The 18,839-nt window shown below is 70.6% G+C and carries 16 protein-coding genes; 7 read left to right on the top strand and 9 right to left on the bottom strand.

The features are described 5' to 3' along the window. Position 1: 1 nt before the first annotated feature. The 4 genes from E5671_RS22280 to E5671_RS22265 form a co-directional block, all read right to left on the bottom strand. Positions 2 to 877, bottom strand: a complete 876-nt coding sequence (locus tag E5671_RS22280) for a 1,4-dihydroxy-6-naphthoate synthase (protein ID WP_160505724.1) — start codon at positions 875 to 877, stop codon at positions 2 to 4. Then, positions 870 to 1,550 carry a futalosine hydrolase gene (locus tag E5671_RS22275; RefSeq protein ID WP_160505723.1) on the bottom strand — a complete coding sequence of 227 codons (681 nt, stop codon included), beginning with the start codon at positions 1,548 to 1,550 and terminating at the stop codon, positions 870 to 872. The genes E5671_RS22280 and E5671_RS22275 overlap by 8 nt, the downstream gene beginning before the upstream one ends. Next, a complete protein-coding gene (locus tag E5671_RS22270) occupies positions 1,520 to 2,029 on the bottom strand; it encodes a DUF2771 domain-containing protein (RefSeq protein ID WP_160505722.1) in 510 nt (169 codons plus the stop codon). Before E5671_RS22270 ends, E5671_RS22275 begins: the two co-directional genes overlap by 31 nt. 78 nt (positions 2,030 to 2,107) lie before the next feature. Next, the gene (locus tag E5671_RS22265) at positions 2,108 to 3,475 is read right to left on the bottom strand and encodes an MFS transporter (protein ID WP_336605816.1); all 1,368 of its coding nucleotides are present in this window, start codon (positions 3,473 to 3,475) and stop codon (positions 2,108 to 2,110) included. A 395-nt stretch (positions 3,476 to 3,870) separates the two neighbouring features. Between E5671_RS22265 and E5671_RS22260 the strand changes: the two genes are divergently transcribed. The 3 genes from E5671_RS22260 (at position 3,871) to E5671_RS22250 (ending at position 9,655) form a co-directional block, all read left to right on the top strand. Continuing rightward, a complete protein-coding gene (locus E5671_RS22260) occupies positions 3,871 to 4,809 on the top strand; it encodes a DUF3027 domain-containing protein (protein WP_160505720.1) in 939 nt (312 codons plus the stop codon). 643 nt (positions 4,810 to 5,452) lie between these two features. Continuing rightward, complete coding sequence (locus E5671_RS22255; RefSeq protein ID WP_160505719.1) at positions 5,453 to 8,587, top strand: sacsin N-terminal ATP-binding-like domain-containing protein; 3,135 nt, start codon at positions 5,453 to 5,455, stop codon at positions 8,585 to 8,587. 234 nt (positions 8,588 to 8,821) lie between these two features. Next, a complete protein-coding gene (locus tag E5671_RS22250) occupies positions 8,822 to 9,655 on the top strand; it encodes a calcium-binding protein (RefSeq protein WP_160505718.1) in 834 nt (277 codons plus the stop codon). Between the two features lie 3 nt (positions 9,656 to 9,658). Here the strand turns inward: E5671_RS22250 and E5671_RS22245 are convergent, their stop codons facing one another. Together E5671_RS22245 and E5671_RS22240 are read right to left on the bottom strand one after the other, a co-directional pair. Next, a complete protein-coding gene (locus E5671_RS22245) occupies positions 9,659 to 12,061 on the bottom strand; it encodes an HAD-IC family P-type ATPase (protein WP_160505717.1) in 2,403 nt (800 codons plus the stop codon). Positions 12,062 to 12,176: 115 nt separating this feature from the next. Next, entirely contained in the window at positions 12,177 to 12,446 is a 270-nt protein-coding gene (locus E5671_RS22240; RefSeq protein ID WP_160505716.1) for a DUF2530 domain-containing protein, read from the bottom strand. A gap of 211 nt (positions 12,447 to 12,657) precedes the next feature. Here E5671_RS22240 and E5671_RS22235 point away from each other — a divergent pair, with 211 nt between their 5' ends. Beyond that, positions 12,658 to 14,106: an NCS2 family permease gene (locus tag E5671_RS22235; RefSeq protein WP_160505715.1), complete on the top strand. Its 1,449-nt coding sequence runs from the start codon at positions 12,658 to 12,660 to the stop codon at positions 14,104 to 14,106. A gap of 18 nt (positions 14,107 to 14,124) precedes the next feature. On the opposite strand, the gene E5671_RS22230 is transcribed toward E5671_RS22235, so the two are convergent. Then, the gene (locus tag E5671_RS22230) at positions 14,125 to 14,307 is read right to left on the bottom strand and encodes a ribbon-helix-helix protein, CopG family (protein ID WP_160505714.1); all 183 of its coding nucleotides are present in this window, start codon (positions 14,305 to 14,307) and stop codon (positions 14,125 to 14,127) included. Between the two features lie 144 nt (positions 14,308 to 14,451). Here E5671_RS22230 and E5671_RS22225 point away from each other — a divergent pair, with 144 nt between their 5' ends. Next, a complete protein-coding gene (locus tag E5671_RS22225; protein ID WP_160505713.1) occupies positions 14,452 to 14,889 on the top strand; it encodes a MarR family winged helix-turn-helix transcriptional regulator in 438 nt (145 codons plus the stop codon). Between the two features lie 200 nt (positions 14,890 to 15,089). After that, positions 15,090 to 16,355, top strand: a complete 1,266-nt coding sequence (locus E5671_RS22220; RefSeq protein WP_443032795.1) for an MFS transporter — start codon at positions 15,090 to 15,092, stop codon at positions 16,353 to 16,355. Between the two features lie 16 nt (positions 16,356 to 16,371). Here E5671_RS22220 and E5671_RS22215 read toward each other — a convergent pair whose 3' ends face one another. Next, positions 16,372 to 16,878: a GNAT family N-acetyltransferase gene (locus E5671_RS22215; RefSeq protein ID WP_160505711.1), complete on the bottom strand. Its 507-nt coding sequence runs from the start codon at positions 16,876 to 16,878 to the stop codon at positions 16,372 to 16,374. Between the two features lie 220 nt (positions 16,879 to 17,098). On the opposite strand from E5671_RS22215, the gene thpR reads away from it, so the two are divergent. Then, positions 17,099 to 17,668, top strand: a complete 570-nt coding sequence (thpR, locus tag E5671_RS22210) for an RNA 2',3'-cyclic phosphodiesterase (protein ID WP_160505710.1) — start codon at positions 17,099 to 17,101, stop codon at positions 17,666 to 17,668. Positions 17,669 to 17,799: 131 nt separating this feature from the next. On the opposite strand, the gene E5671_RS22205 is transcribed toward thpR, so the two are convergent. Next, a complete protein-coding gene (locus tag E5671_RS22205) occupies positions 17,800 to 18,792 on the bottom strand; it encodes an aldo/keto reductase (RefSeq protein WP_160505709.1) in 993 nt (330 codons plus the stop codon). Between the last annotated feature and the right edge of the window lie 47 nt (positions 18,793 to 18,839).

Here is an 18,839-nt window from a genome sequence, read left to right as displayed (position 1 = left end):
CTCAGGCGTAGGTGAGCGCCGTGGGCGCGAGGGGCGGAACGAGCCCCTCCGCCGCGGCGCGCGTCAGGAGTCCGCGGATCGCCGCGTAGCCGTTCTCGCCGAGATCGGCCGTGAACTCGTTCACGTACAGGCCGATGTGCTGGTCGGCGACGGCCGGATCCATCTCCTGCGCGTGCTCCTGGACGTAGGGGCGCGAGGCCTCCGGGTCGTCCCAGGCCATCCGCACCGAGGTACGGACCGCGTCCGCGAGCTGCAGCAGGCGCTCTTCCCCCAGTGACCGCTTGGCGATGATCGCGCCCAGCGGGATGGGCAGACCGGTCGTCCGCTCCCAGTGCTCGCCCATGTCGGCGAGGCAGTTGAGCCCGTAGTTCTGGTACGTGAAGCGTGCCTCGTGGATGACGAGCCCCGCGTCGACCTTGCCGTCCCGCACCGCGGGCATGATCTGGTCGAAGGGCAGCACCACGATCTCGCCCACGCCGTCGGCAAGGGTGTCGGCCGCCCAGAGCCGGAACAGCAGGTACGCCGTCGACTTCTCGCTCGGTACGGCCACCGTCTTCCCGGTGAGGTCGACCCCGGCCTCCCGGGTCAGCACCAGCGGCCCGCAGCCACGCCCGAGCGCACCGCCGCACGGCAGCAGCGCATACTCGTCGAGGACGTAGGGCAGCACGGCGTACGACACCTTCAGTACGTCGAACTCACCGCGCTCGGCCATGCCGTTGGTGATGTCGATGTCGGCGAAGGTCACATCGAGCGTGGGCGCGCCGGGAACGCGGCCGTGGGCCCAGGCGTCGAAGACGAACGTGTCGTTGGGGCAGGGGGAGTAAGCGATCTGCAGGGGGTTCGCAGAGGCCGCGTCCTGCGTGGGCGATTCAGTCATGCCGTTTCCAACTCTCCAGTACGGGCGCGAATTTCCCGAACGCGCCACCCAGCGCGCCAAGCGCCTCGCCGATCCGCCAGGCACCGCGGTCCCGCGGCCCGACGGCGTTGGAGACCGCGCGTATCTCCAGGACGGGAAGTGTGTACGCGGCGGCAGCCTCGGCGACCCCGAATCCCTCCATCGCCTCCGCGAGGGCCCGCGGGTGGCTCCGCCGCAGCTCGGCGGCGCGCTCGGCGGAGCCGGTCACGGTGGAGACGGTCAGGACGGTGCCGGTGAGAGCGCCACAGGCGGCGGCAAGGTCCCGTACGAGGGAAAACGGCGGCCTGTGGGTGACGGCGCCGAACCCGAGTTCGGTGACGGGCAGGAAGCCGTCGGGCGTCTCGGCACCCAGATCGGCCACGGTGATCTCGTCGGCGAGCACGACGGAGCCGAGGGGCGCGTCGGGCTGGAAGCCGCCACCGATCCCGGCGGAGACCACCAGGTCGTACGGGGCGCGCGCGAGGGCGGCCGCCGTGTGCGCCGCGGCGGCCGCGGGGCCGACACCGACGGCGATGGCGTCGGCGTACGGAGGCAGCCGGTCAGCCACCGCGTCCCGTTCGGCGGGGACCGCGGTGGCTACCAGAACACGAAGGGGAGACGTGGTCAGGCGTCCTTCTTGAGCTTGAACGACCACAGGCCGGTCGCCTTGGCCGACGAGCCCTTGCCGCCTTCGAGCAGGCTGACGGTGGTGGAGTTGGCGCCGCCGCCGTACTGCTGGTTGAAGAAGACGCTGCCGGGGATGACGACGTACGTCTTCTTGCTGGCCTCGGTGAGCGGCTGACCATTCATCAGGAGCGTCCAGCCCTTCTCGGCGACCTCGGGGTCGACGCCGAAGCGGACCTTCTCGTCGGGGTCGACCTTGATGGACTTGACGTCCGTGTCCTTGAGGCAGCCCTGCAGCTGGGACTGCTTGAGCTCCTCGCCGTCGTTGTAGCAGGAGGCCTCGGAGTTCACCGAGTTGCTGCCGACCGTGATGGTGGCGAGCGGCGTCGGCTTGTCGCAGGCCGACAGGACGAGGAGTCCGGCGGAGACAGCGCCAAGGGCGGCCACGGAACGGCGACGGCGTGCCGAGCTGTGAACGTGTGCGGCTCCGCCGCGGAGCAGGGAGGTCATGGGCGAAGGCTATCGGGCACCCCGTGCCGTCCCGCCACGTGGGGGTCGCGGCGTGCCGCACCCATTGTTCTGCCGGGCTCACGCCACCCGCGAGCGGCGCTTCCCGCCGTGCCGGGCCGCCGAGAGCAGGCCCCGCGCGGTCGACAGCCAGCCGACGGCGACGATCCCCGCAGCCACCGCGAGCCCCAGTGACCCGATCAGCGGCAGGGCCATGCCGATGCCGCCGCCCACCACCCACGCCATCTGAAGGATGGTCTCCGAGCGGGCGAAGGCGGAGGTCCGCACTTCTTCCGGTACGTCCCGCTGGATCAGGGCGTCCAGGGAGAGCTTCGACATGGCCTGCGCGAAGCCCGCCACGGCACCGAGGCAGGCGACGCCGATCGCCCCGAAGAACACCGCCGCGGTGATCGCCACGCCGAGGACGACGGCGACGACGGTCACGATGATGACTTCGGGCGCCCGCGATTTGAGCCCGGCACCGACGGCGGTGCCGAGCGCGTTCCCCACGCCCGCCGCGACACCCACTATCCCCAGGGACACCGCGGCGCTCTGGCCGCCGAGCGGTTCCTCGCGCAGCAGGAAGGCGAGGAAGAAGATGAGGAAGCCGGAGAGACAGCGCAGCGAGGCGTTGACGGTGAGGGCGTGCGTGACGGCGGGTCCGACCGTACGCAGTCCAAGGCGCCGCTTCTTGGAGGTGTCCGCCGCAGCCTCGGCGCGCGCGTGCAGATGCAGATGCTCCTCGTCGGCCGCGAGCAGCGCCTTGTGCTCGCCCTTCGCCGAGTCGACCTTGGGCGGCAGTGAGAGGGACAGGAACATCCCGACGATGAACAGCACGAAGGCGCCGTACAGCGGCCAGCGCGGTCCGAGCGCCTGGAGCCCCGCGCCGATGGGAGCGGCGATACCGGTCGCGAGCAGCCCACCGAGCGTGACTCTGGAATTGGCCTTGACCAGGGAGAAGCCCTTGGGCAGCAGCCGGGGCACCACGGCGCTCCGTACGACTCCGTACGCCTTGGACGCGACCAGGACGCCGAGCGCGGCCGGATAGAGCTCCAGGCTCCCGGTGATCACCGCTTCGGACAGCAGCAGGGCCAGGAGGGCGCGGGCCAGCATCGCGGCGGCCATGGCGTAGCGGCGGCCGTGCGGGAGGCGGTCCAGGAGGGGGCCGATGACGGGGGCGAGGAGGGTGAAGGGCGCCATGGTGATGGCGAGATAGAGGGCGACACGGCCGCGCGCCTCGTCCGTCGGGACGGAGAAGAAGACGGTCGAGGCGAGCGCGATGGTGATCATGACGTCGCCCGCGCCGTTCACGGCGTGCAGTTCGATGAGCTTGCCGAGCCCCGACTCGCCCGCGCCGTGCGCATGCGTGGCCTTGCGGATGCCGCGGGCCGTGCCGGTGAAGGGCAGGTGCAGGGCGCGGCCGACCCAGCGGGCGGTCCGGTTCAGCACCGGACCCCGTCCGCTGACTCGTTGGGACGACGACCTTGCGGCAGCCACCCCGTCATAGTGCCCTCTATTGGGCCGGGCTAGTGCGCATCGACAGCGGGGTAATCGGGTGGGTGGACGGGAAAAATCCGCCGCGGAGCGGCAGCGGGGCCGGGCCCGGCCGCGGGGGGCGGGCACGCCGGTGTAGGCCCAGAGGCCAGGAGAAGGTAGCGTGCGTAGCGCGCCTGCGGCGGTTGTTCTTGGCCGCGCGCCTCTCGGTCATCCCGCAGAATGGATGACGTAGGTGCGCCCGAGGACGTTAGGGCGCGGACGTCGACGCGGCCCTCCGGTCCGCTCCGTCCGCACTCCCGCGTATGGGTGGCGCACTCGTGAGACGGCGTAATGGAGAAGCGATACCTGTGAGCGCAGCGACAACGCGAAGCCGTACCCCGCGTACCCCGCGTACTCCCGACCGCCTGTGCGCCGAGGCGGTGGGACTCGCCCGGGACGCGGCCGAGGAGACCGCCGCGCCCGGTGTGGTCGGTGAGCATGTCGAGGTCGTGGTCGAGGGCGACCGCGTCGTCACGCACCTGTTCGAGTGCAAGGAGTTCGGCTACCGGGGCTGGCGCTGGGCCGTGACGGTGGCCCGTGCCTCGCGCGCCAAGGTCGTCACGCTCGACGAGACGGTGCTGTTGCCGGGGCCCGACGCGCTCCTCGCCCCCGAGTGGGTGCCCTGGAGCGAGCGGCTCCGCCCCGGTGACATGGGCCCGGGGGACCTGCTCCCCACGGACGCGGAGGACCTGCGCCTGGAGCCCGGTTACTCGGGCGAGGAGGAGCCGCCGCCGAACTCCGTCTTCTCGGAGGAGATGGCGGAGCTGGTCGACGCGGAGGACGCGGAAGTGACGGCGGGGCCGCCCGCCGAGCTGCCGGCGGCGCCGGCGCGTGGCTCCATCGCGGCGCTCGCGGACGAGCTGGGCATGCGCAGGGCGCGGGTCCTCTCCCGGTACGGCCTGCATGCCGCGGCCGACCGCTGGGAGGAGTCGCACGGCGCGAAGACGGCGATGGCGCAGGCGGCGCCCGCGTCCTGCGTCAGCTGTGGCTTCCTTGCCCCGATCGGCGGATCGCTCGGGCAGGCATTCGGTGTGTGCGCGAACGAGTTCGGTCCTGCGGACGGGCATGTGGTGTCCCTCGCGTACGGCTGCGGGGGGCACTCGGAGGCGGCCGTGATGCCGAAGCCGCCGCGGCCTGCCGCGCCCGTCCTGGACGAGACCCGGGTGGACGTCCTCCCGCTGCGGCCCGCGCCTGACTCGGGGTCGGTGCCGTTGGAGGCGGCGGCGGAAGAACTCGGCCACTCCTGAGCTCCCGCTGGGGGTGGCGGACTGGGGGTTGCCCCGTGGCCGGGGCGGCCCCTGCGGGTGGGGCTGGCTGCGGACGGTCTTTCCCGCGCTGCGCGCGGATGTCTCCCACCCACCCGCCCGATTGCCCTGTGGCGTAGGGGTTGTCGTGGGTGGGGCGGGGTCTGCTCTTGCCGTGCGGGCCGGTGGTCGCTCTTCCCGCGCTGCGCGCGGATTGCCCCCACCCACCCGCCCGATTGCCCGCGCGGTGCGGGGCGTGGGTCGGGCGGTGCTTGTTCCTGGTGTGCGGCTCGGTGGGCCTTCTTCCCGCGTCCACCGGCCCGTTTGCCCGGCATGGGTGAACTGCGGGGTAATCGGGTGGGCGGGTGGGAGATGCCCGCGCGGAGCGCGGGTAAGACGACCACCGGGCTGCAGGTGATGCGCCCCCCCTCCGAAACGCGGGGTAATCGGGTGGGTGGGCGGGCAAGATCCCGCGCGGAGCGCGGGGAAGGTCGCCGTCCGGCTGCCGGTGGCGTACCTGCCGCGCCCCCGCAAGGCGACCCGCAAGGGGAGGTGACACCCGGCCAGGTGGTGGCCCACCGGGCGTTGGGGGAAAGCCGGGACGCGATACCGTTCGCCCCGCGAACCAAGCGAGGGAGACGACACCGTGAGCAAGACCGTGCGGCCGGCGGCCGAGGGTACTGACCCGTTCGGCACGGCACGGCTCCGACGGGGAGTCCTCGACGCCTGGGCGGCGAGCCCGGCCCGGTTCAGGGAGGACGCCAACGCCGAGGAGGACCTCGCCCTCGGCGGCTACCGGGACCGCCTGATCGTCGAGCTCGCCCAGAATGCCGCTGATGCCGCGGCCAGGGCCGGGACCCCGGGACGCCTCGCCCTCACCCTCCGGGACGGAGTACTCGCCGCCGCCAACAACGGCGCCCCCCTCGACGCCACCGGAGTCGAATCGCTTTCCACCCTCCGCGCCTCCGCCAAGCGCGAGGAACAGAGCAACGGCGCCGTCGGCCGCTTCGGCGTCGGCTTCGCCGCCGTACTCGCCGTCTCCGACGAGCCCGCCCTCGTGGGGCGTACCGGCGGCGTCCGCTGGTCCCTGAGCGAGGCGCGTGAACTCGCCGCCGACACCGCCCGCTTCAGCCCCGGCCTCGGAGATGAAATCCGCAGGCGCGACGGGCACGTGCCCCTGCTGCGGCTGCCCTTCGCCGCCGAAGGGACTGCCCCGGAGGGGTACGACACCGTCGTCATCCTGCCCCTGCGCGACGCCGCCGCCGAGGATCTCGTCGTACGGCTCCTCGACGGCATTGATGATGCTCTTCTCCTCGCCCTGCCCGGCCTTGAGGAAGTGACGGTCCAGGTCGGCGACCAAGCCACCCGCACCCTCCACCGCACCGCCGAACCCGGCTACGTGGACGTATCCGACACCCGCGACGGCGCCACCCGCTGGCGCACCGTCAGCCACCAGGGACCCCTGGAACAGGGCCTCCTCGCCGACCGGCCCGTCGAGGAGCGGCTGCGGCCCCACTGGTCCGTCACCTGGGCCGTCCCCACCGACCGCGAAGGCGCCCCGCAAGCACCCCGTAGCGCCCCCGTCCTGCACGCGCCCACCCCGAGCGACGAGCCGCTCGGGGTACCTGCGCTGCTCATCGCCTCGTTCCCTCTCGATACCACCCGGCGGCACGCCGCGCCCGGCCCCCTCACGGACTTCCTCGTGGAGCGCGCGGCCGACGCGTACGCCGAACTCCTCGCCGACTGGCGCCCCGTCGGCGAAGGCATCATCAGCCTCGTCCCCGGCCCGCTCGGCAAGAGCGAGCTCGACGGCGCGCTGCGCCAGGCCATCCTCGACCGGCTGCCCCGTACGGCTTTCCTGCCCCCCGCGGTGGAGGCCGTTCCCCAAGAGGACCCCGACGTACCCGAGTGGACGGTCCCCGTCGCGCTGCGACCGCGTGACGCGGAGGTCGTGGAGGGGGCGGGCGCCGACACCGTACGCGTGCTCGCCGATGTGCTGCCCAGCCTGCTGCCCGCGGGACTTGAGCGGCGTGCCGAACTCCGCACCCTCGGCGTCGCCCGCGTTCCGCTGACCGAGGCCATCGACCGCCTCGCGGGTCTTGAGCGGGAGCCGGGCTGGTGGCACAGGCTGTACGACACCCTTGCCGGTGTCGATCCTGACCGCCTCACCGGGCTGCCCGTACCCCTCGCCGACGGGCGCACCACCATCGGGCCCCGGCAGGTTCTGCTGCCCGTCATCGGGGACGACAGCGATCCCGCCGCCCTCGTCCGCCTCGGCCTGAAGGTCGCGCACCCCGACGCCGTGCATCCCCTCCTGGAGAAGCTCGGCGCCCTGCCCGCCACGCCCCGCGCCGTCCTGACGACCCCGCAGGTCCGCGCCGCCGTCGCCGCGTCCCTCGACGACGACACGTGGGACGAGGACGCCCTGGACGCCGACGAGCTGGCGGAGATCGTGCTCTCGCTCGTGCGTGACGCGAACCTCGCGCCCGGCGACGAGCCCTGGCTCGGCGCGCTCGCACTCCCCGATGAGGAGGGCGAGCTCGCTCCCGCCGGGGAACTCGTCCTTCCCGGCAGTCCCTTCGCCCAGGTCATGCGCGAGGACGAGCTCGCCACGGTGGACGCCGAGCTCGCCGAGCGCTGGGGCGAGCAGCCCCTCGCCGCATGCGGTGTGCTCGCCACCTTCGCGCTCGTCCGCGCCACCGACGTCGTACTCGACCCCGATGAACTGGAGCCGCGCGAGGGCGACTTCGCCGAGCCCGACGACGCGGGGCTGCTCGACGCGGTCGACGTGTGGTGCGAGGACACCCTCGACCGGCTGCCGGAGACTCCCGTCCCGCCGGTCGCCACCGAGATCATCGCCGTACGGGATCTGGACCTGGTCGACGAGGACTGCTGGCCGCAGGCCCTGGCGATGCTCTCGCGCCCGCCGCTGCGGGACGCGCTGACGCAGCCGCTGCGGATCCTGCTCCCGGACGGCACGACGGAGAGCGTCCGGTCGTACACGGCTTGGTGGTTGCGCGGGAATCCCGTCCTCGGCGGCCGGCGCCCCGCCGGCCTGCGGGCCTCGGGCGGCGATCCGCTGCTCGAAGGGCTCTACGACGCCGCCGACGCCGCCGGGTTCGACGACGAGCAGGTGCTTCGCGCGCTCGGCGTCCGCACGTCGGTCACCGCACTCCTGGAGGAGCCCGGCGGCGCGGCCGAACTGCTCGACCGGCTCGCGGACCCGGAGAGGACCGTTTCGGCGCCCCAACTGCACGCGCTGTACGGCGCCCTGGCCGACCTGGACCCGGAACAGGTGACGCTGCCGGACGAGGTGCGGGCCGTCGTGGACGGTGAGGTCGTGGTCGTCGACGTGGCGGACGCGGTCGTCGCCGACGCCCCCGACCTGCTGCCGCTGACCGGGGGCGTGGCGCTGCTGCCGGTGGAGCCCCGCAAGGCCCGCGACCTGGCCGAGCTGTTCCAGGTGCGCAGGCTGAGTGAGACGGCTGCCGTGGAGCCCGCGGGGGAGGGCGAGGAGCATCCGGTGCCGGAGTCGGTCCGTACGCTGCTCGGTCCGGCCGTCCCGGAGACGTACATCGAGCACGAGGAACTGATCGGCGGGGGCGTCGAGCTCGACTGGCGCCGGATGCCGGACGGCACCGTCCACGCCGCCACCCTGGAGGGCGTCGCCGCCGGTCTCGCCTGGTCGGCGGGCCAGTGGCCGCGGCGCTTCGAGGTCGCGGCGCTGCTCGAAGATCCCTCCCGCACGGAGGAGCTGGAGCGGGACCGCTGGTTCGACTGACTCGTCCGCCGGTTCGCGGGGGCTGGTCGCGCAGTTCCCCGCGCCCCCTTCGGGGTCCGGCCCGCTGCGGTGGAATTCCGGCCTCCAGAACCCGGTCACATAATCTTCATTTCCCGTACAACCAGAAGCCCCCATCGCAGGTCTGATCTTCCGAGTCAACAGACTCCTAGATCACTGGGCTCCGCGTGACAACCCCCATACACCGCGGAGCCCCCTTCCCAACTGGGGAAACACATGCGCATCCGTGCCACCGTGGCCGCACTGACCGGCACCCTGGCTCTGTCCGCTCTCGTCGTACCGGCCGCTCAGGCGGCCGATGAGCCGAGCGTCCCGAAGTTCGCGCCCTTCGCCGCCAACGCGCCGGCCGACGAGGTCGTCGGCGACACGAAGATCACGAAGGTCACCGTCAACGGTGGCAAGAACATCGTGGTCGGCACCACCGAGAAGAAGAAGTTCACCGTCGCCATCACGGCGACCGACCCCGAGGGCATCTACGACGCCGATGCCTCGCTGTGGCACGGCTCGGACATCGAGAGCGACATCGACGGCCTGCTCTTCTCCGATGAGGACGGGTCCACGTGCAAGGTCGTCGACGCGACCACCTCCACCTGCACGGTCAACGTCACGGTCGACCCGACGCTCGACCTCTACAGCAACATCCTGGCCGGCAAGTGGAAGGTGTCGGCGAACGCGATCGGCAACGACGGCGACTACGTCATCAAGGACACGTTCGGCTACGCCAGCATCCAGCGCAACGCCCGCCTCACCACCAACGCCTCCCCGGAGCCCATCAAGAAGGGCAAGACCCTCACGGTCACCGGCGCCCTGACCCGCGCCAACTGGGAGACCTCCAAGTACGCGGGCTACACCCAGCAGTCCGTGAAGCTCCAGTACAAGAAGAAGGGCGCGACCTCCTACACCACCCTCAAGACGATCACGTCCGGCTCCAGCGGCGCGCTGAAGACGACCGTGACCGCCTCCGCCGACGGCTACTACCGCTACGTCTTCGCCGGTACGTCCACGACCCCGGCCGTGACGTCGACCAGCGACTTCGTCGACGTCCAGTAGAAGCTACGCCGGAAAGCGGCGGCCCACCCAGCGGAAGATGACCTCGATGACCAGTGAGGCCGCCGCCGCGATCGCGACCGCCGCCCACGGCATCGTCGTGCCGACCAGCTTCAGCTGGAAGAAGTCCTGAAGCCACGGCACGGTGAGCACCAGCAGGAAGCCGAGACCCATCGCGCCGATCAGGCCGAGCCGCCACCACGTGTAGGGGCGGGCGATGATCGCGAGGACCCACATGGCGATCAGGAACAGCGCCAGCGTGGCCGCGCTGGTCTCGGCTTCCCGCGCGCCCGCGCCCGAGTAGTGGCTGCGCGCCAGGAGGTACGTACAGAAGGTGGCGACGCCCGCGACGACCCCGCCCGGGATCGCGTACCGCATGACCCTTCGTACGAAGTGGGGCTTGGCCCGCTCCTTGTTGGGCGCGAGGGCGAGGAAGAACGCCGGGACGCCGATCGTCAGGGTCGACAGCAGCGTCAAGTGGCGAGGCAGGAACAAGTACTCCACCTGCGAGCAGACCACGAGCAGCGCGATGACGACCGAGTAGACCGTCTTCACCAGGAACAGCGTCGCCACCCGCGTGATGTTGCCGATGACCCGGCGGCCCTCCGCGACCACCGAGGGCAGCGTCGCGAAGCTGTTGTTCAGGAGCACGATCTGGGCCACCGCCCGCGTCGCCTCCGAGCCCGAGCCCATGGAGACGCCGATGTCGGCGTCCTTCAGGGCGAGGACGTCGTTCACGCCGTCGCCCGTCATGGCGACCGTGTGCCCGCGTGACTGGAGGGCGCCCACCATGTCGCGCTTCTGCTGCGGGGTGACACGGCCGAAGACGGAGTTGGCGTCCAGCTCCTGCGCCATCTCGCCCTGTTCCGTGGGCAGTCGGCGGGCGTCCACGGTGTTCTCCGCGCCCGGCAGGCCCAGCTTCCCGGCCACCGCGCTCACCGAGACCGCGTTGTCGCCGGAGATGACCTTGGCGCTGACGTCCTGCTCCTCGAAGTACCGCAGGGTGTCGGCGGCGTCCGGGCGCAGCCGCTGCTCCAGGACGACCAGGGCGGTGGCGCGGGCCCCGGCGGCCACGTCCGGGTCGTCCAGTTCACCGGCGGCGCGGGCGAGGAGCAGCACGCGCAGGCCCTGTTGGTTGAGGTCCTCGATCTCGGCGAGGGAGGGGTCGCCGTCGGGCAGCAGTACGTCGGGGGCGCCGAGCAGCCACGTCGAGTTGTTGCCGTCGCCCTCGCTGAAGGAGGCGCCGCTGTACTTGCGGGCCGAGGAGAAGGGCAGCGACTCGGTGCAGCGCCACTCCTCGCTGTCGGGGTAGGCCTCGATGATCGCCTGGAGCGACGCGTTCGGCCGCGGGTCGGACTCGCCCAGGGCGCCGAGGACCTTGCGTACGTACGTCTCGTCCGTGCCGTTCAGCGGGCGCAGCTCGGTGACGTCCATGCCGCCCTCGGTGAGGGTGCCGGTCTTGTCGAGGCAGACCGTGTCGACGCGGGCGAGGCCCTCGATGGCGGGGAGTTCCTGGACGAGGCACTGCTGGCGGCCGAGGCGGATCACGCCGATCGCGAAGGCGACCGACGTGAGGAGCACGAGCCCCTCCGGGATCATGGGGACGATCCCGCCCACGGTGTAGGCGATGGACTCCTTGAAGTTGTCGTCCTTGACGACGAGCTGGCTGATGATCAGGCCGATCGAGGTCGGCACCATCAGCCACGTCACGTACTTGAGGATCGTCGAGATGCCGGTGCGCAGCTCGGAGTGGACGAGCGTGAAGCGGCTCGCCTCCTCGGCGAGCTGCGCCGCGTACGCCTCGCGGCCGACCTTCGTCGCGGTGAACGCGCCGCCGCCCGCGACCACGAAGGAGCCCGACATCATCTTGTCGCCGGGCTTCTTGATGACCGGATCGGCCTCACCGGTCAGGAGCGACTCGTCGACCTCCAGGCTGTCGGTCTCGACCGCCTCGCCGTCCACGACGATCTTGTCGCCCGGTCCCAGCTCCACCAGGTCGCCGAGGACGATCTCGGAGGTGGAGAGCTCGGCCGCCATGCCGTCGCGCCGCACGGTCGGTTTGGCCTCGCCGATGACCGCGAGTCCGTCCAGGGTCTTCTTGGCGCGCAGCTCCTGGATGATGCCGATGCCGGTGTTGGCGACGATCACGAAGCCGAAGAGGGAGTCCTGGATCGGCGCGACGAAGAGCATGATCACCCAGAGCACGCCGATGATCGCGTTGAAGCGGGTGAAGACGTTCGCCCGGACGATCTCGGTGGCGGACCGGGAACTGCGGATGGGTACGTCGTTGACCTCGCCGCGTGCGACCCGCTCTGCGACCTCGGCGGCGGTCAGACCCGTCGCGCGTCCGGTGGGCGGTGCCGCCGGGTGGACCGGGTCGAGTTCGGCGCCCGCGTCGATATGCGTCATGGCATCGACGGTACGGGCGGGGCGGGGGCTTCACCCCTTGAGTGGCCCAAAGATCCGACCACGGTAGGACACGGACACTCCCGTGGTTGTACGTACGGATCCGCCAGGGGGCGCGTCACTCCGAGGCGGCCGCCGCCTTGCGCTCCGCGTCCCGCTTCAGCGCCGCGTCGCGGCCCCGCACGTACCAGATGCCGATCAGGCCGAGGCCCGCGCCGGCCAGGCAGGTCCACACCCACCAGGTGGCGTCGCGGTCGTCGAACCAGCCGTAGAACGGCAGCTGCACCAGGAAGAGGACGAACCAGAGGATCGTGCCGCCCGTGATGGTGGCGACGACGGGGCCCTCCAGGGGCTCCGGCGCGTCGTGCTTTGGGGTCCACTTCTCCATGTCCATAGCTTACGAGCCGCCGGGGCGGAGGCAGGAAGGGGCCGGTGCACCCAGGTACGGCACGGGTCTACGCGCGGAGATAGCGATTTCCCCCTCATGTATTCATACTGAAACGGTTCGTTAATGGCTGGTTGTTTTCGTAAGAAAAAACAAATCGATCAACGGCCGCCGCTTAACGATCTCCCCCTTCTCTGAGTCCACGAGGTCCCCCATGCCTTCCTCGGCCACCGCCCCGGTCGACGCCAGCAACGAGCCGCCGAAGCCCCCGCAGGGTGGCATCGACGGCTTCTTCAAGATCAGCGAACGGGGCTCGACCCTGGCCAGGGAAGTCCGCGGCGGCTTCGCCACCTTCTTCGCGATGGCCTACATCATCGTGCTCAACCCGATCATCCTGGGCAGCGCGAAGGACATGTACGGGCACCAGCTCGACAACAAGCAGCTGGTCACCGCGACCGTGCTGACCGCCGCCTTCACCACGCTCCTGATGGGCGTCATCGGCAACGTCCCGATCGCGCTCGCCGCGGGCCTGGGCGTGAACACCGTGGTCGCCCTCCAGCTCGCGCCCCGCATGTCGTGGCCCGACGCGATGGGCATGGTCGTCCTCGCGGGCTTCGTCGTGATGCTGCTCGTGGCGACCGGCCTGCGGGAACGCGTGATGAACGCCGTGCCGCTCGGCCTGCGCAAGGGCATCGCGATCGGTATCGGCCTCTTCATCATGCTGATCGGCCTCGTCGACTCCGGCTTCGTCTCGCGCATGCCGGACGCCGCGCACACCACGGTCCCGCTGCAGCTGGGCGCCGACGGACACCTCAACGGCTGGCCCGTCCTGATCTTCGCCCTCGGCGCGCTGCTCACGCTCTGCCTGCTCGTCCGCAAGGTGCCCGGCGCGATCCTCATCAGCATCGTCGTCATGACGCTCGTGGCGATGATCATCAACTCGGTCGCGACGATCCCCTCCTGGGGCCTGACGACGCCCGAGTGGCCGGGCAACCCGGTCGCCACACCGGACTTCGGGCTGGTCGGTCAGATCAGCCTGTTCGGCGGCTTCGAGAAGGTCGGCCTGCTCACCGGAGTCCTGTTCACCTTCACCGTCCTCCTCTCGTGCTTCTTCGACGCCATGGGCACGATCATGGGCATCAGCGACGAGGCCAAGCTGACCGACGCCGACGGCAACATGCCGGGCATGAACAAGGTCCTGTTCGTCGACGGCATCGCGGTCGCCGCAGGCGGCGCCTCGTCCTCGTCGGCCACCACCTGCTTCGTGGAGTCCACAGCGGGCGTCGGCGAAGGCGCGCGTACGGGCTTCGCCAACATCGTCACCGGCGGCCTCTTCGCGGTGGCGCTGTTCCTCACGCCCATCGCGACGATGGTCCCGTCCCAGGCGGCCACGCCCGCGCTGCTCGCGGTCGGCTTCCTGATCCTGTCCGGCTCGATCGGCCAGATCGACTGGAGCGACTTCACCATCGCGATCCCGGCGTTCCTGACGATGCTGATGATGCCGTTCACGTACTCGATCACGAACGGCATCGGCATCGGCTTCATCAGCTTCACCGCGCTGAGGCTGGCCGCGGGCCGCGGCCGTGAGGTGCCGGTCGCGATGTACGCCGTCTCGGCCGTCTTCGCCTTCTACTACCTGATGCCGGCGCTGGGTCTCACGTAGGCCTCGGTGGGGCGGCCGTCAGGCCGCCCCGTAGAACTTTTCCGTCTCCTCGACGGCGCTCTGGAAGCGTTCGTCGAAGTCAATGCGTGTGAGCGTCCCGGCGACATAGTCCTGGACGCTCATTCCCCTTTTGGCGGCGTGCTGCTTGAGCCGGTCGAGCAGCTCACCGTCTATCCGCAGGCTGAGCACTGTCGATCCCATGCGTGACAGGGTCCCTGGCGTCCCGCGGCCCGTGTCTCGCTTTCCGAAGTCACCTCACTCATATGGGTGACGAAAGGGTTCTGTGACCCCTGGCACGGGAATTCAGGTGGTCTTTAGTTAGAGTAATGAGTTACTCTAACGAACATGCCGGACCTCTCCCATGGTGACGACGCCGCCGCCGTGAACTCCCTGCGCTCCGCCGTGATGCGCCTGTCCCGTCGACTCAAGCACCAGAGGGTCGACGAGTCGCTGAGCCCGACCGAGATGTCGGTGCTCGGCACCCTCGCCCGCTGCGGCCACGCCACCCCCGGTGAGCTGGCCCGCAAGGAACACGTGCAGCCGCCGTCGATGACCCGCATCGTCGCCCTGCTCGAAGCCAAGGGTCTCGTCCGGCTCCAGCCGCATCCCGAGGACCGCCGCCAGAAGGTGGTGACCCAGACGGAGACGGCCGAGGCCATGCTCGAGGAGAGCCGCCGCAAGCGGAACGCCTGGCTGGCCACTCTGGCCGAGCACCTCGACGAGGACGAGTGGGAGCGACTGCGCGCCGCGGCGCCCGTCCTGGAGAAGCTCGCGCATTTGTAAGCAGTAAGCAGCAAGCAGTACTCACGCCGGGCCACCCGCCGTGAGCCGTACGACGCCAAGGAGGCGAACGCACTTTGAGTACGGGATCCGGAGCAGACTCCGCCCCCGCACCAACCACCCTCGACAAGGCCCACCCGTCTCCCGACCACCGCCCCTGGTGGAGCCGGCTTCGCCGGCGCAGGAATCCCGCCAAGTCGTCGATGTTCAGCTCGCTGAAGATCCGCAACTACCGGCTCTTCGCCTCCGGCGCCGTTGTCTCCAACACCGGCACGTGGATGGCCCGCATCACCCAGGACTGGCTGGTCCTGAGCCTCACGGGCTCCTCGGCCGCGGTCGGTATCACCACCGCGATGCAGTTCCTGCCGATGCTCCTGTTCGGCCTCTACGGCGGTGTCATCGCCGACCGCTTCGCCAAGCGGAAGCTGCTCTTCTGCACCCAGGGCGCGATGAGCATCAGCGGCCTGTTCCTGGCCGCGCTCACCCTGAGCGGCAACGTCCAGGTCTGGCACGTCTACCTCGCGGCCTTCTTCACGGGCCTCGTCACCGTCGTCGACAACCCGACCCGGCAGTCCTTCGTGTCCGAGATGGTCGGCCCCGACCAGGTCCGCAACGCCGTCTCGCTGAACTCGGCGAACTTCCAGTCCGCCCGCCTCATCGGCCCCGCGGTGGCCAGTGGTCTCACCGCCGCCGTCGGCCCCGGCTGGGCGTTCCTCGCCAACGGCCTGTCCTTCCTCGCGCCGCTCACCGGCCTGATGCTGATGCGCACCCGCGAGCTGCACCCCACCCCGCGCAAGCCGCGCGGCAAGGGACAGCTGAGGGAAGGCCTGAACTACGTCTCCAAGCACCCCGAGCTGATCTGGCCGATCGTCCTCGTCGGCTTCGTCGGCACCTTCGGGTTCAACTTCCCGATCTGGCTGAGCGCCTTCGCGGACGACATCTTCCACGGCGGCGTGGGGATGTACGGCCTTTTCAACACGCTGATGGCGATCGGCTCACTGGCCGGCGCGCTGCTCGCGGCACGGCGAGGGACTTCACGCCTCCGGCTGCTCGCCGGGGCGGCGATCGCCTTCGGAGTGCTGCAGATGGCGGCGGCCTTCGCGCCTGACCTCTGGATGTTCGTCGCGCTGATCGTCCCGATCGGCATCCTCGGCCTGACGGTGAACGTCACCGCCAACTCCTCGGTCCAGATGGCCACGGACCCGGAGATGCGGGGCCGGGTCATGTCCCTCTTCATGATGGTCTTCACCGGCGGCACGCCCCTGGGCGGCCCGCTCTTCGGCTGGCTCGCCGACGCGTACGGGGTGCGCGTCAGCATGGCCGCCGGTGGCCTCATATGCGCCGTGGCCGCGGTGGGCGTCGGCCTGATGCTGGCCCGCGCCGCGAACCTGCGGCTCAAGGTGGATCTGCGGCGCGGGCAGCAGCACGTGCAGTTCGTGCCGCGGGAGCAGCTGGCGACAGCGGCGTGAGCCGTTCCCTGTCCGGCTACACCCGCCGGGCCAGGATCTGGCCCGGCCAGGTGCCGTCCTGCTCGACGAAGGCCTCGGTCCGCGTGAAGCCGTTGCGCTCGTAGAACGCGACGAGCTTGCCGTCACCGCCGGCGTAACAGTCGACCCGGAGCAGGGAGATCCCCTCCCTCCGGGTTTCTTCCGCCGCGTGCGCGAGGAGGGCGGCGCCCGCGCCCGTGCCGTGCCGGGAGGCCAGGAGATGGATGTACCGCTCCGGTTCGTCCACGGGCGCGATGTACGCCCCCGGCCCTTCGGTCAGGGTGAGCGTGCCGACCGGCTGCCCGCCGATCTCCGCGATCCAGGCGGAGCCGGTGGTGAGGTACTTCTCGACGAGGGCGATGGTCTTCGGGGTGGTCGACCAGGGCTTGTCGCCCCACTGCCCGGTACGGCCTTGCGAGACGAGCCAGGCGACGGCTTCGTCGAAGAGGGCGAGGACGGTGGCGGTGTCGTCGATGCTGGCTGGTCGGATGGCTATGCGGTTCATGCGTTTTGATCTCCCCCACCCCGCCCCTTCCCGAAACTGGGGCTCCGCCCCAGACCCCGGTCCTCAATCGCCGGACGGGCTGAATTTATTCAGCCCGTCCGGCGATTGAGGACGAACTCGGCGGAGCCGGTGATGACGGCCACCAAGGCCCCCGCGCCGAGCGGGTTTTCGGGAAGGGGTGGGGTTGGGGAAAAGAACCGCCGGAGGCGAGACTCCCCTCATGAGACTCTTCGCGGCGGTGCTGCCGCCCCCCGCGGCAGCGGACGAACTGGCCCAGGCGGCGGACAAGTTGAAGACCCTGCCAGGCGCCGAAGCCCTCCGCTGGACGCGCCGCGAGAGCTGGCACTTCACGCTGGCCTTCATGTCCGAGGTAGAGGACGCCACCGTCACGCAACTCTCCACCCGCCTGGAGCGCGCCGCCCACCGCACAGCCCCCTTCCCCCTCGCCCTCCACGGCGGAGGCCACTTCGGCGCCCGAGCCCTGTGGGCCGGGGCCCAGGGCGACGTGGACACCCTCCGCCTCCTCGCCCAGCGGGCGGACGCCGCCGCCCGCAAATCCGGCATCACCATGGAGGAGCACCGCCACTACCGCCCGCACCTGACGCTGGCCCGCGGCCACGGGGAGCCGTCCCTGCGCGCGTACGCCGACGCCCTCGCGGACTTCGCGGGCACGGAGTGGACCGTGGCCGAGCTGACCCTCGTACGGAGCAATCTGCCCGTGAGCGGGGTGCCGGGGGAGCGGCCCCGCTATGAGGTGGTCGGTCGATGGCCGCTGGGCGGAGCCGGTTAACCTCGACTACGTGGACCCGAAAACCAGGAACCGGATCATGGCCGGTGTGCTCGTAGTGATGTTCGTCGTGGTGGCCGTGGCGGCCGCGGTCGGCCAGTGAGGTGATGACCGCGGCCACGTAGGCCTGCTGATCACCAGGCGAAGGACTCCGGCGAAGGCCCCGGCCCCGGGAAGATCTCGTCCAGGGCGTCGAGCAGCTCACCCGAGAGTTCGAGCTCGACGGCGCGCAGCGCGCTGGTGAGCTGCTCAGGCGTACGCGGCCCGACGATCGGCCCGGTCACCCCGGGCCGCGTGAGCAGCCAGGCCAGCGCCACCTCGCCCGGCGCGAGGCCGTGCTTGTCGAGCAGGTCCTCGTACGCCTGGACCTGCGCGCGCACCTCGGGCTTCGCGAGCTCCTGGGCGGCACGTCCACTGGCGCGCCGCTCGCCCTCGCCCTCCTTCTTCAGCACGCCGCCGAGCAGTCCGCTGTGCAGCGGCGACCACGGGATGACTCCCAGGCCGTAGTCCTGGGCGGCCGGGATCACCTCCATCTCGGCGCTGCGCTCGGCGAGGTTGTAGAGGCACTGCTCGCTGACGAGGCCGTAGCTGCCGCGCCGCGCGGCGATCTCGTTGGCCTGGGCGATCTTGTACCCGGGGAAGTTCGATGAACCCGCGTAGAGGATTTTGCCCTGGGTGATGAGGGTGTCGATGGCCTGCCAGATCTCCTCGAAGGGAGTGCGGCGGTCGATGTGGTGGAACTGGTAGATGTCGATGTAGTCGGTCTGCAGCCGCTTGAGCGACGCTTCCACGGACCGGCGGATGTTGACCGCCGAGAGCAGGTCGTGGTTGGGCCACGCGGGCTTTCCGTCGAGGGCCATGTTCCCGTACATCTTGGTGGCGAGGACCGTCTTGTCGCGCCGGTCGCCGCCCTGCGTGAACCACGTGCCGAGGATCTCCTCGGTGCGGCCCTTGTTCTCGTCCCACCCGTAGACATTGGCGGTGTCGAAGTAGTTGATGCCCGCGTCGAGCGCGGCGTCCATGATCGTGTGGCTGTCGGGCTCGTTCGTCAGCGGCCCGAAGTTCATGGTCCCGAGCGCGAGTCGACTGACCTTGAGTCCTGTGCGTCCCAGCTGCGTGTACTTCATGGGTACCTAGCCAACGACTTGGAGTGGGCTCTAGGCAAGGGGAGTCG

Source organism: Streptomyces sp. BA2 (assembly GCF_009769735.1).
Classification (GTDB): domain Bacteria; phylum Actinomycetota; class Actinomycetes; order Streptomycetales; family Streptomycetaceae; genus Streptomyces.
The sequence above is the reverse complement of the archived record's forward strand: the minus strand, read 5'-3'. Positions and strand labels throughout refer to the sequence as shown.